The organism is Paeniglutamicibacter sp. MACA_103 (genome assembly GCF_045798555.1).
Classification (GTDB): Bacteria; Actinomycetota; Actinomycetes; order Actinomycetales; family Micrococcaceae; genus Paeniglutamicibacter.
On record NZ_JBIXLN010000027.1, the window covers coordinates 60,168 to 72,029 of the forward strand.

At 67.1% G+C, this 11,862-nt stretch carries 12 protein-coding genes; 4 read left to right on the forward strand and 8 right to left on the reverse strand.

From position 1 onward, the window contains the following. Positions 1-11: 11 nt before the first annotated feature. Positions 12-1,001 carry a DUF5937 family protein gene (locus ACIPVK_RS13750; protein ID WP_407612538.1) on the reverse strand — a complete coding sequence of 330 codons (990 nt, stop codon included), beginning with the start codon at positions 999-1,001 and terminating at the stop codon, positions 12-14. 93 nt (positions 1,002-1,094) lie between these two features. Here ACIPVK_RS13750 and ACIPVK_RS13755 point away from each other — a divergent pair, with 93 nt between their 5' ends. Then, on the forward strand, positions 1,095-1,325 hold the full coding sequence (locus ACIPVK_RS13755; protein ID WP_407612539.1) for a hypothetical protein: 231 nt from the start codon (positions 1,095-1,097) through the stop codon (positions 1,323-1,325). Between the two features lie 389 nt (positions 1,326-1,714). Here ACIPVK_RS13755 and ACIPVK_RS13760 read toward each other — a convergent pair whose 3' ends face one another. The 6 genes from ACIPVK_RS13760 to ACIPVK_RS13785 form a co-directional block, all read right to left on the reverse strand. Next, entirely contained in the window at positions 1,715-2,578 is an 864-nt protein-coding gene (locus ACIPVK_RS13760) for a hypothetical protein (protein ID WP_407612540.1), read from the reverse strand. A 566-nt stretch (positions 2,579-3,144) separates the two neighbouring features. Further along, entirely contained in the window at positions 3,145-3,582 is a 438-nt protein-coding gene (locus ACIPVK_RS13765) for a 6,7-dimethyl-8-ribityllumazine synthase (protein WP_407612541.1), read from the reverse strand. Positions 3,583-3,628: 46 nt separating this feature from the next. Continuing rightward, entirely contained in the window at positions 3,629-3,757 is a 129-nt protein-coding gene (locus ACIPVK_RS13770; protein ID WP_407612552.1) for a sugar-binding domain-containing protein, read from the reverse strand. Then, positions 3,733-3,948 (reverse strand): hypothetical protein, encoded by a 216-nt coding sequence (locus ACIPVK_RS13775; RefSeq protein WP_407612542.1) that lies wholly within the window; start codon positions 3,946-3,948, stop codon positions 3,733-3,735. The genes ACIPVK_RS13770 and ACIPVK_RS13775 overlap by 25 nt, the downstream gene beginning before the upstream one ends. A gap of 349 nt (positions 3,949-4,297) precedes the next feature. After that, positions 4,298-5,320 (reverse strand): LLM class flavin-dependent oxidoreductase, encoded by a 1,023-nt coding sequence (locus ACIPVK_RS13780; RefSeq protein WP_407612553.1) that lies wholly within the window; start codon positions 5,318-5,320, stop codon positions 4,298-4,300. A gap of 75 nt (positions 5,321-5,395) precedes the next feature. After that, positions 5,396-6,613 (reverse strand): CynX/NimT family MFS transporter, encoded by a 1,218-nt coding sequence (locus ACIPVK_RS13785; RefSeq protein ID WP_407612554.1) that lies wholly within the window; start codon positions 6,611-6,613, stop codon positions 5,396-5,398. Between the two features lie 245 nt (positions 6,614-6,858). Between ACIPVK_RS13785 and ACIPVK_RS13790 the strand changes: the two genes are divergently transcribed. The 3 genes from ACIPVK_RS13790 (at position 6,859) to ACIPVK_RS13800 (ending at position 9,748) form a co-directional block, all read left to right on the forward strand. Beyond that, positions 6,859-8,106 carry an MFS transporter gene (locus tag ACIPVK_RS13790; RefSeq protein WP_407612555.1) on the forward strand — a complete coding sequence of 416 codons (1,248 nt, stop codon included), beginning with the start codon at positions 6,859-6,861 and terminating at the stop codon, positions 8,104-8,106. Continuing rightward, positions 8,103-8,783 (forward strand): FadR/GntR family transcriptional regulator, encoded by a 681-nt coding sequence (locus tag ACIPVK_RS13795; RefSeq protein WP_407612543.1) that lies wholly within the window; start codon positions 8,103-8,105, stop codon positions 8,781-8,783. The genes ACIPVK_RS13790 and ACIPVK_RS13795 overlap by 4 nt, the downstream gene beginning before the upstream one ends. A 137-nt stretch (positions 8,784-8,920) precedes the next feature. Further along, entirely contained in the window at positions 8,921-9,748 is an 828-nt protein-coding gene (locus tag ACIPVK_RS13800) for a shikimate 5-dehydrogenase (RefSeq protein ID WP_407612544.1), read from the forward strand. Here the strand turns inward: ACIPVK_RS13800 and ACIPVK_RS13805 are convergent. Beyond that, complete coding sequence (locus ACIPVK_RS13805) at positions 9,745-11,616, reverse strand: calcineurin-like phosphoesterase C-terminal domain-containing protein (protein WP_407612545.1); 1,872 nt, start codon at positions 11,614-11,616, stop codon at positions 9,745-9,747. The two genes, ACIPVK_RS13800 and ACIPVK_RS13805, sit on opposite strands and share 4 nt — an antisense overlap. Positions 11,617-11,862: the final 246 nt, after the last annotated feature.

Consider the following 11,862-nt stretch of genomic DNA (forward strand, 5'->3'; position numbering starts at 1 on the left):
TTGCGGCGCAGCTACGCGCGGGCGAGCAGGTCCTCGCCCAGGTCGGCGCGCCGGTAGAAGACCTCGCGGCCTGCGCGAATGGTGTCTGTCAGGCCGGAGGCCGCCATCACCTTCAGGTGCCCGTTGACGGTTCCCGCCGCCAGGTCCAGGATGCAGGCCAGCTGGGTGGTGGTCATGGGCAGGTCGAGCTGGGCCAGGATCTGCGCCCGGGTGTGCCCGAGCAGCAGTGCCACCGGGGAATCCTTGACCTCCCGCGTGTTTTCCCAGAGCCGGCCGACCCCGCGCGGGGCGTAGGTCAGCGTCGGGACGAACGGGTCCACGTCCAGCACCAGCGTGCGCGGCCAGACGAAGGCGCTGGGAACCAGGATCAGCCCGTTGCCCGGGGACGCATGGTGGCTGCCGTCGCAATGGGCGGTGACCTCGATGCCGTCGGGCGTCAGGCGCACACTGGGGTGCAGGGTGTTGAAGACCTGGTGGATGCCGTGTTCGGCCAGCAGGGCCAGCCGGTAGTCGAGATCCGCCAGCAGCATGGCGCGCAGCCGCGGCCAGAATGGTTCCACCGCGGTTTCCCAGTACCAGCGCAGGGCCGCAACAATGCGGGTGCTTGCGGACCCCGGGTCCTCGCGGATGGCGCGCACCTCCCTCAACCGGTCCTCCTCCAATTCGGTGGCGAACAGGTGGTCGAGATCGCGGACCCACAATTCCGGGGCGACGGCACCGACAGCGGCGAGGCCGGCTTCGAAGGTGTCCTGCCGCAGGGGAGTGGGCGTCAGGGAATCGGCGATGTAGCCGGTGGGGCGGATCAGCGTGGTCAGCAGCCGCAGGTGGTCCCGCTTGTCCGGATCGCCGGAGGCGAGAATGCGCGTGGTGGCATCGGTGATCCATGGGCGGTGCATGCGGGTGCCCAGCTGGAGGGCGCGCACGCTGGTGACCGTTTCCCACAGGGGCGAGATGGTGAATCGCACCCGGGTCAGGTCCTCGGCCGACAGGCTGATCTGCATGTAAATCAGTCTAGGCCCGGGCCCGCCCCGGGGTAAGGATTCGGAAATGGCCGAATGGTGGCCGTACGGCGTTGGCGGTTTCAGGATGGACGCATGAGCACAACAACCGAAGCGTTTTCAGCCCAAACATTCATCGACCACGCCGCCACCGCCCGGCACCTGGCCCGGAAGCGAACCAAACGGGCAGCAGCCCACGCCGCCCCGCGGCACTCTCGCCTGGCCCGGATCCTGCTGGACACCTCGGCCGAACAGGAGGCACTGCTGCGGGAGAACCGCGAGCGTGCCTGGCTCGAGCTCGCCGGGGTCGTGGCCGGCAGGATCTGAGCCATCCTGGGCCGCCTCGATGCCCCTACTGCGGCACATGCGTGTTGGCTAGTCGGGCAGCGCGGGCTCCCTTGCCCCGTCCGCCGGCCAAGGAGGAACGATGCCAGCCATCGACTGGGACTAAGTGGCAGAGCCCCCGCCCGGTGCGGTTGAAGGTCTCGTTCGCGGCCGCTGCGGCGACCGAATGATCCCAACCGTTGCATTGGCTGCATGCCCGCTGCATGGACGTGCAAACCTTGAGCAAGGGCGGCAAAGGGTTCCTGCCAAGTGCTCTTCGACGTTCCCGCCGCAGTTGTCAGCGATCCAAGGTCCGCGTCGCCGAAACGATTCCCTTTGACAACGACGCCGTACTCCGGGCGGTGCGCTTCCCTTGGCGAGGCGGCCCGATGTCAAGTCGCTGCGTGCCGCCCGCGGTCGGCGGGCACCGCGGGCTCCGGGTTCCAGGTCCGCTTGGTTTCGAGATACCAGAAGTAGGTGAAGAGCGCGATCTCGTACCATTCGACCAGGAAGAGGGCCTGCTTGACGCCGACGGCCGTCAGGACCGGCAACGCAACGACGCCCAGAAGCATCATGACCAACAGCGCGGCGTAGTGTGGTGCCCGCCCGCCGCTGGTGTCGGTGGCGCTGAGCCGGCCACTGCCCAGGTGGCTGGCGATCGCGATGCCCATGCTGCCGATGAGCAACAGCGTCGCCGCCACGTGGACGCCGACAAACTCCGTACCCTCAATCGTCCGCCACACCAGCAGCACCAAGAACCCGGCCAGCAGCACGGAGCTTGCAACGGTCAGCACGCGGGTCCACTTGCTTTGCATCAATGACCGGGGACCCCGGTTCATGGTCTTGAAATCGAGCCAGACGAAGGCCGTGGCCACGACGAGCAGCGCGAGCACGCCGACCTGGATGGAATGAACCAGCTTTTGCGCTCCGGCGGCATCGAGGTTTTCGAGCGTTTCGCCCAGTTTGGTGGGGACAAGGGCCACGAACATCGCGTAGAAGCCGGCCAGATTCAGCGCATAGTCTTCCAGCGGGGGACCCTTGTAGACCACCAGCAGCACGCCGGTGGCCACCAGCATCGCCACGAACAGGTCCCTGGCGGGACCAAGATAGTAGGAGCTGATGGAATCCTCGATCGTCCCGGTCCAGAATCCGTAGATGACGATGGCGACCAGCAGCAGCAGTGGAATGACCAGAAGCATCAGCCTCAGATAGCGCAACGTGTCCCGGCCCTGGTGCTCGTCCGTAATTGTGTGCATGCCTGATTGTGCAACAGCAATGGGGGTCTGGCTAGGACATACCGGTGCGCTGGGGGAGTGTGTCGGCTCGGTGGATGCAGCGACGTGGGCTCGTGCGGCCGTGCGCGGCGGTTCCCGCCGACGACCGGGATCGACGGCGGGAACCGGGCTTCAAGGGGGCTGGCAGTGCCCGCGGGTTCAGCGCCAGCCAGCTCGTCGGGCTCTCCGGCGTAGGACTTGCCGATGACCGCGCGCAGCGACGCGAAGGTGCTGCGGTTGACCGAGACGCGCGGCTCCTGCTGGTGCCCGGCTTCCTTCCAGGTCTGCCGGTAGAGCTCGATCTGCTCAGACTGCTGGACGTGGAAGGACTTGCCGTACTCGTCGTCCGATAAGTGTGGAGCCTTGCGAGTTCATGCCCAATTTCGCGGACCAGACGGCGGTCGCGTTGGAGTCGGAGCCCAAACACATGCGCTGGCGCAGACGCTCTGAGTGACGGCGGCGGGGGCGGATCCTAAGCGATTTGCTTCATCGTTCCACGTAAAGTGTCCGACCCTACCTTGATATCGAAGAGATTGGGGCCGCCAATACTAGACTGCGAGTTCTGCGATGGCACGTACTGCGCGAGCGGCTTCGGCGCCCTTTTTCAAGAAATGCTCGAAGTAGAACTTTTCGTGGTCGGGGGTGGAGTGGAAGTGGTGCGGTGTCAGACTCACGGAGAATGTCGGCACGTTCGTGTCCAGCTGCACGCGCATGAGGCCTTCGACCACTGCCTGGGCGACGAAATCATGCCGGTAGATTCCGCCATCGACAACGAGCGCCGCCGCGACAACGGCGTCGTACTTGCCCGAATCGGCCAGACGCTTGGCCTGCAGCGGCATCTCGAAGGCCCCGGGCACGGTAACGACGTGGGTCGTGTGGGACTGGCCCGCTGCTTCCATGTCCTGCTTGAATCCGATCAGGCTCTGGTCCACTATGTCCGAATGCCAGCCGGCCTTGATGAACGCGACCTTCAACTGCTTGCTCATGGTTCTCCTCTGTCAGATTTCGGGATTTGAAAAATGCTAGTTGTTCTCAGTTAGGGACATCTTTGTCGAGCAGCGCGCGGTTCGTCGCGAGATCCGTGATCAGGATGTTGATCCAACCGCCACGCACGGCCCCGGATATCGCCTTAAACTTCAGGGATCCGCCGGCGATACCGATGAGGCGGGGAACGGAGCGACGCCCGCCGCTTCCTTGAGCGACCTGGACACCCTGGACTGGGACATGCCAAGCGTCGAAGCGATCGCCGGTTGACGCATGCTCTGCTCGTGGTACATACGAGCGTCTTTGGTCAGCAACCGCAGCCGTTCGAGGCTCCGCCGGCCACCGAGGCTGCGGGGGACTTCGTTCATGAATTCATCCTAGGTGAGCATTTTTCAGTCGAAGCAATTGGCAAGTCATTCCGTCGAACGTTTCCCCGAATCTTCGGGATTCCGGTTGCCGGCGAAAGCTTATTCCCGGTCCAGTGGAATTGGAACTTTCTTGGCCACGCTCCCACAGCGAACCAATGCTGTTGTCGGCCCTCAGGTTAAGGCGTCAATCCATTGGTCATGCGATCGACAAAGCCCGTCCGTGCACCTTGGGGCCAGCGGATTCCTTGGCACGCAATGCCGGCTTGGCACGCAATGCCGGCTTGGCAGGCAACGCCGTGCCGGTGCTCCTGGGCGGGAGCACGGAAACGGCCTGGAACTGGCGGTGGGATCAGCGCCAGCCGAGCAAAGGTGCCACGTGCGTCAGGATCGATTCGATGACGTGGGCGTTGTACTCGACGCCGAGCTGGTTCGGGACCGTGAGCAGCAGGGTGTCCGCCGCGGCGATCGCCTCGTCCTCGGCCAGCTTCGCCGCCAGCTCGTCGGGTTCCCCGGCGTAGGACTTGCCGAAGACCGCGCGCGTCTTCGCGTCGATGTTGCCGACCTGGTCAGAGCTGTAGCGGTCGCGGCCGAAGTACTCCCAATCGCGCTCGTCCGTCAGGGCAAAAATGCTGCGGCTGACCGAGACGCGCGGCTCGCGCGTGTGGCCCGCTTCCTTCCAGGCCTGCCGGTAGAGCTCGATCTGCTCGGCCTGCTGGACATGGAAGGGTTTGCCGCTCTCGTCGTCCTTGAGCGTGGAGCTTTGCAGGTTCATGCCGAGCTTTGCCGCCCAGACGGCAGTGGCGTTGGAGCCGGAGCCCCACCAGATACGCTCGCGCAGGCCTTCCGAATGCGGCTCCACGCGCAGCAATCCCGGAGGGTTGGGGAACATCGGGTTGGGGCTCGGTTCTGCGAAGCCCTCGCCCGTGAGCACCTCGAGCAGGCGTTCGGTGTGCCGCCGGCCCATGTCGGCGTCGGTCTCCCCGTCGGCGGGGGAGAAGCCGAAGTGGCGCCACCCATCGATGACCTGCTCGGGTGAACCACGGCTGATGCCCAGCTGCAACCGGCCGCCGGAGATCAAATCCGCCGCACCGGCATCCTCGGCCATGTAGAGCGGGTTCTCGTAGCGCATGTCGATGACGCCGGTGCCGATCTCGATGCGGCTGGTCCGCGCCCCGATCGCGGCGAGCAGCGGGAAGGGGGAGGCGTGTTGCTGGGCGAAGTGGTGGACGCGGAAGTAGGCGCCGTCGGCACCGAGCTCCTCGGCCGCAACCGCGAGGTCGATGGCCTGCAGCAGCGAGTCGGACGCGCTGCGCGTGCCGGACTGCGGGTGGTCGGTCCAATGGCCGAATGACAGGAATCCGATGTTCTTCACAACCCAAGCCAACACGGCCGTGGCCGTTCCTATTCCACCCGGGGGCCGCGCGGGGCGTTCCGGCGCGCCGCCGGCCTAGTGCCGTTCCGCGAGCCGCGCGGCCAGCAGCGATCCGATGGTGAAGGCGAGGGTCGCCGCGAGTACCAGGACCAGCGGCATGGTCCAGGATCCGGTGGTGCTGTTGAGCCAGCCGGCCAGCGGCGGGGCGCAGGTCGCTGCGAGGTAGCCGCCGCCCTGGACGCGTGCGGACGCGCTGGCGGTCTCGGCGTTGCTTTTCGCGACGCGGGGGATGATCGAGAAGATTGCCGTGAAGCCGCCGCCCTGGGCCACGCCGCCGAGGATGGACCAGAGCACGAAGGCCTCCGGGGCCGCGAGCAGGCCGATCGGCAGGGTGACCCAGAACAGCGCAATGACGGCCGTGGCGATCCACAGCTTGGTGCGCGCTGCCAGCAGCGGCACCCCGAACGCCCCGACGACCGCGGCGATCTGGAACAGCGAAGCCGTCGCGCCCGAGGAAGCCGGGGCCAGACCGCGGGTGTCGGAGAGCAGCAGGGGCAGCCAGGCGGTCGTGGCGTAGTAGGCGGCGGACTGGCCGCAAAAGGCCAGGACCAGCAGTGCAACGACGCGCCGAAAGCGGGTCCGATCGTGGGCGGTGCGTTTCGTGGCAGCGGCGGCCCCGGGTCCGTCATGGACGTTGCGTGGCTCGGCCATGCGGGTTGCCTCGGGCACCGGCGGGAGAGCTCCCGCCATCCCCGCGCGCCGCTGGCGCAGCAGCCAATAGGCAATTCCGGCGGCGGTCACCACGCCCCAGGCCGCGATCGCCCAGCGCCATCCGATAAGGGCGGCCAGCGGCGCGGTGCCCAACAGCGTGGCCATCGAGCCGATGTTCATGGTGGCGGAGTATGCGCCGGTGGCGGCGGAGATGCGGTTCCAGGGCACATCCCGGCGGATCAGCACGGGGACGGCGATGTTCCCCAGGGTCATGGCCGCACCGATCAGCACGGTTCCGGCCAGGACCACCCAGGCCGGACCGAGCGAGCGGATGACGGTCCCGGCCAGCACGCCGGCCAGGCACAAGACGATGGTGGCTTCCGGGCCGAAGCGGCGGATGCTGCGCGTCGCCAGCGGGGTGGCGAGCGCGAAGAGCAGGACCGGCAGTCCGGTCAGCAGCCCGGCCCCGACCGCGCTGAGTCCGGTGTCGGCCGTGATGTCGGGGATCACCGCGGTGGGCGCGATGATCGGTGCGCGCAGGCTCAAGGCCACGACCACGATGCCGGCGATGACCCACGGCAGGGCCGTGCGTGGTGCTGGACGGCGATGCGTGGCGGGGCTCCTTCGGGTTCTTCGGACGCGGCGGCCTGTTCGCGCCGGAGTCCTTCACTCAGCCTATCGGAGCCTGTGCCCGTCGTTCCGAACCGTGGCGGGCGCCACGGAATTCACCGTAACAAACATCAGACGTCTAATGTTTAATCATGAGCTCAGAGACGACCCGGCAACCACCCCGCCCACCGCAGGCCGTGGAGGATGTTGCCGGCGAAATGGCCGAGGTCGAGGCGGCCGTCGGTGCGCCGGTTGCCGGACCGACGCCCGCAAGGCGAAATAGCTGGGTCATCGGGGCCTTGACCGTGGCCGCGGTGGTCCTGGTCGGCCTGAACCTGCGCGCCGGGATTGCCTCCGCGGCTCCGCTCTATCACGACCTGGAAAACCTGCTCGGATACGGCACGCTGGTGGCTTCGCTGCTGCCCACCGTCCCGGTGCTGTGTTTCGCCTTCGCCGGGGCGGGAACCGCCTGGTTGGTCAAGCACACCGGACTTGAGCGGGCGATCGGCATTGCCCTGATGCTGCTGACCCTGGGCCTGGCCGTGCGTGCCTTCGAATCCACCTGGCTGCTGCTTGCCGGCACGGTGTTCGGCATGTGCGGGCTGGCCATCTGCAACGTGGCCATGCCCTCCTTCATCCGCGAGCATCACGCAAGCCGGACGGCGGCCATGACCGCCACCTACACCGTCACCATGTCGGTGGGTGCGACCAGCGCCGCGGCACTGAGCGTGCCGATCGCCGGGCTTTTGGGATCGCCCACGCTCGGACTGGCCGCCTGGGCGATCCCGGCGGCCCTCGCGCTGCTGGTCTTCCTGCCGCTGGCCATCCGGGGAAGTCGCACTGCCGGACCCGCCGGACCCCACATCTCCCCGTGGCCCATGCTGGCCACCCGCAAGGGCCTGCTGTTCACCTCGGTCTTTGCGGTCCAGTCGCTGCTGGTTTACACGCTGTTGAGCTGGTTGCCGCACATCCTCATTTCGCGCGGATCGGATGCCGCCACGGCGGGCTTCATGCTGGGCCTGGTGCAGGCCGTCAGCATCCCCACGGTGTTGCTCTTGTTGTGGATGGCCTCGAAGCCGCGGCTCTTGCGCCCCGCCTTCATCTTGACCTGCGGGTGCGCCGTCGCCGGCTTCACTTCCCTGCTGCTGCTCCCCGTCGCGTTCTCCGTGGTCCCGGCGGTCCTCACCGGCCTGGGGCTGGGCATCTTCCCGCTGTTGATGCTGATGATCAGCCGCAGCGGCGAGAGCGCGGCCGAAACCACCGCACTGTCGACCCTGGCTCAGTCCGTCGGTTACCTCGTCGCCGCGGCCGGCCCGTTCGGGCTCGGGCTGTTGCAGGGGGTTCTTGGCTCCTGGACGGTTCCGCTGGTGATCCTCGTCGGTGTCGCCGTGGTGCAGTTCGTCCTGGGGTACCGGCTGGGCGGAATCGGGCGGAAAAAGGTCGTCCCGGTGGAGGTGCGGGCATGAGCGCGCCAGGTTTGCGGCCGCCGTTGGCCGACGAGGTCGTTGCCCGGCTGCGCGACGCCGTCGCGTCGGGCCGCTGGGCGGTGGGGGAAAAAATCCCTTCCGAACCCGAGCTCGTGGCGGAATTCGGGGTGTCCCGCGGCACCCTGCGCGAGGCCGTCAAGGCACTCGCCCACGCCGGCCTGTTCGAGGTGCTGCGCGGGGACGGCACCTACGTGCGGGCCACCAGTGAAATCAGCGGCACCGCCCAGCGGGTCTACCGCGAACACGCGGACGAGGACGTGCTCCAGGTGCGCTTCGCCCTGGACACGCAGGCCGCCCGGCTTGCTGCCGGATCCGCGGATGCCGACGTGGTCGCCGACCTGCGCACGCTGTTGGTGCGGCGCCGCGAGAGCTGGGCGGCCGGCGACTACGCGGCCTGGTCGGCAGCGGATTGGGAATTCCACCTGAGCGTGGCCGAGGCCTCCGGCAACCCGCTGCTGCACGAACTCTACGAAAGCTTCGGGGACGTCTTCCACGGGACCAAGATGGTCCAGCGGCTCGAAGCCGGTTTCGACGGCTGCCTGGCCACCGGCCACGAGGAGCTGCTCGACGCGATCGAAGCCGGGGACGGCGAAGCCGCCGTGCGCACCGTCATCGCGAACCTCGACTACTGCATGGGCTGGATGCCCGGGAAGTAGCCGCACCAACGGCATCGGTGCGGCACATCGGTGCAGAGCCCTACATGAAGACGCGGAGGCCAACATGTCTTGCCCGACTTCGCTCTTTCTGGACGTCCAGAAATTTCGGTCCGCAGCCGCAGCAATAGACTGGGGCCATGCCGATTCTGAACAAGGACATGACCTTTTGTATTTCGTTGGCTGCTCGGCCCAGCAACAACGGGACGCTGTTCCACAACCACCTCTATGACCAGCTGGGGCTGAACTGGGTCTACAAGGCATTCGCCCCCACCGATCTGGCCCAGGCCGTGGCCGGCATCCGTGGTCTGGGCATTAGGGGCGCCGCCGTGTCCATGCCCTACAAGGAAGCGGTGATCCCGCTCGTTGACCATGTGGCCGCGTCAGCCGCGGCCATCGAGTCGGTGAACACCATCGTCAATGACAACGGCGTGCTCACGGCCCACAACACCGACTACTCGGCTGTGGTTGAACTGCTGCGGATCCACGACGTTTCCCCTGCCCTGAGAACCGTGGTCCGAGGCTCCGGCGGCATGGCCAAGGCCGTGGTCGCGGCACTGCGGGACTCCGGTTTTGGCGACGTTGTGGTGGTGGCCCGGAATGAAACTGCCGGGCGGGAGCTGGCCGAGGCATATGGCTTCGAGTGGGCAGCGGAAGCCTGCGACGGGGCGGAACTGCTGGTCAACGTCACGCCCATCGGCATGGCCGGCGGCACCGAGGCGGACCAGCTGCCCTTCACCCCTGAGCAGGTCGCGGCGGCCCGGGTGGTTTTCGACGTGGTTGCCACGCCGGTTCAGACCCCGCTCATCCGCGCCGCACGCAGCGCGGGGAAGCGGGTCGTGACCGGAGCGGACGTGGCAACGCTGCAGGCCGTGGAGCAGTTCGTTCTCTACACCGGGGTGACGCCCACCGAGGAGCAGGTTCTCGCGGCCCGCGAATTCATGCTGGAAAACACGCAAACCACCTAGCGTCGACTTACGACACACGAGAACTTCGTCCTCGCCGACCTCGACCCTTGAACAGGGTCAATGACAGGGAAACGATGGCACATACGCCGGCGGTGCACGTCGGTCGCGGTGACCTCCGCGGTGTGCTCGCCGACCGCCAGATCGGTGGGCAGCGCCAAGCGCCACAGGTGCATCGATCTGTCGGCCAAGCCGCCGCCGTGGACGAACTGTTCCGCGATGGCCACGGGGTCGGAGTACTCGGCGCCCACCAGCGGGGTTTCACCGCGCAGCTGCTGGGTCCGCGAGGCGACTACCGGCTCGCCACCGTCGATTTCGACCTCGACCGCGGATCCGGTTGATCCCATCCAGAAGTTGGTGGTCAGCCAGGCCTGGTCGGCCAGTTCGGTCTGGGACACCGCCAGCGGGTTCTCCAGCTCCGGAGCCGAACCGCGCGGCACAGTGATGTTCTCTGCATACCAGGCCCGGTAACTCGGGGTGTTCAGGCCAATGGTCATCTGTTCGGACCCATCGCCGCCTCGGATGGTGAACCGCTCGGTGACCTCAGTGTTCTTGATGTCGAGGGTCAGCACGCCTGGCGGGGTGCCGTCGCGCTGGACGGACGTCGGATAGCCTCCGTCCAGGACCCGACCGCCGTACCAGTGGCCCGACACCGCGGGCACGGTCAGGTGCGTGAACGGCAGGCCGGCCTCGCCGACTTCGTCGCGCCACCCGGCCATCAGGTCGCCCGCACGAAGGTTCTCCGCCATGTGGGTGTGCCCGCCCAGCGAGACGACCTCGCGGCCCTCAAGGATCTCGTAGATCTCCCGCAACTGCTTCGTGGTGTGGGAGTTGCTGTAGTAGAACTCGAGCAGCGGGCTGTGGCCGGCCAGCACGATCACCTTGTTTCTCGGGACCTGCGCGATGTCGGCGCGCAACCATTCGAGCTGGCGTTCTCCGAGCCCGTAGGTGTAGTCGCCCTTCTTGGCCGGCACCTTCGTCGGGTACTCGATGTTGCTCAGCGCCACGACGTGCGCCTTGCCGGAGTCGTAGGAGTAGTACTCCGGCCCGAACTGGGCGCGGAAGGAGTCGAACTCGTGTTCCCCGTCAAGCGCGTCGAAGTCCAGGTCGTGGTTGCCGGGCAGGAAACGTGCCGGGCCGTTGAGCATGGAGGTCAGTTCGCGGGTCTGGGTGAAGACGGAGAGATCGTCGCCGACCACGTCGCCGATGAACAGGGCGCCGCAACCTGCGTAGTCCTCGCGCGCGGCGAGATCCGCGAATACGCCGTTGCGGGCGTACTCGACCTCCTTCTGGTTGTAGGTCTGGATGTCTGCGCCAATGGCACAGTGCTGCTCGGGCGACTGGGTCAGCGTGCTTTGGGACAGAGGGAAGTTGACCGCGTCCGGGAGGGCGCCGGTCGGGGCGATGCCGCCGAATTTCAGCGCCGGGGAACCTTCGGGCAGGTGGTTGTAGAAGAACTGGGCGATGTTGTCCTTATCGACAGGTACCTGGTAGCCGCGCGGCTGGGTGACGAACACCGTCATGTTGTCGAAAGCCGGAAGTTCGTAGCGTCCGTTTGAGTCGGTCTTGGCGATCTCGCGTCCGTTGGACACGCTCACGCCGTTCAGGCCGGGCTCGTTGCCGTCGTGCCTGGAGTTCTTGTTCTTGTCGTCAAAGACGACCCCGTTGAGTTGTTCCTGGTTGTTGGTTCCGGTCGGTGCAACGACCTCGACGGCACCGCGGTAGGCGGTTGCGTCCCAGTCGGGCTGGGTGGGGGCCGCGCCCGCGCTGGATGAAAGCAGGGTGCCCGCGGTGGCCAGGACCAGGGTGCCTGCCGCGATGACCAGCGGCCGGATTGGTGGTTTCTTGGACGGATTGATGAACGGCTTCAAGACGTGCCTTCCGGTGCGATTGGATATCCGGTCGATCGGGGAACCGGCCTTGTCCAGCGTTTCAACGGCAGGTGAACGGCAAGCAGTGATTGGGGGAGCGCCGGGTGGCATGGACGAGGCGACTCGCCGACGGGGGAGATTCCGAAAACGACGGCGGGGGGGGGGGGGGGGGGGGGGGGGGGGGCGGGGCGGGGGCGGGGGGGGGGGGGGGGGGGGGGGGGGGGGGGGGGGGGGGGGGGGGGGGGG

Coding starts and splice junctions, on each gene's coding strand:
- ACIPVK_RS13750 (WP_407612538.1), bottom strand. CDS start 1,001: ATGCAGATCAGCCTGTCGGCCGAGGACCTGACCCGGGTGCGATTCACC.
- ACIPVK_RS13755 (WP_407612539.1), top strand. CDS start 1,095: ATGAGCACAACAACCGAAGCGTTTTCAGCCCAAACATTCATCGACCAC.
- ACIPVK_RS13760 (WP_407612540.1), bottom strand. CDS start 2,578: ATGCACACAATTACGGACGAGCACCAGGGCCGGGACACGTTGCGCTAT.
- ACIPVK_RS13765 (WP_407612541.1), bottom strand. CDS start 3,582: ATGAGCAAGCAGTTGAAGGTCGCGTTCATCAAGGCCGGCTGGCATTCG.
- ACIPVK_RS13775 (WP_407612542.1), bottom strand. CDS start 3,948: ATGAACGAAGTCCCCCGCAGCCTCGGTGGCCGGCGGAGCCTCGAACGG.
- ACIPVK_RS13790 (WP_407612555.1), top strand. CDS start 6,859: ATGGCCGAGGTCGAGGCGGCCGTCGGTGCGCCGGTTGCCGGACCGACG.
- ACIPVK_RS13795 (WP_407612543.1), top strand. CDS start 8,103: ATGAGCGCGCCAGGTTTGCGGCCGCCGTTGGCCGACGAGGTCGTTGCC.
- ACIPVK_RS13800 (WP_407612544.1), top strand. CDS start 8,921: ATGCCGATTCTGAACAAGGACATGACCTTTTGTATTTCGTTGGCTGCT.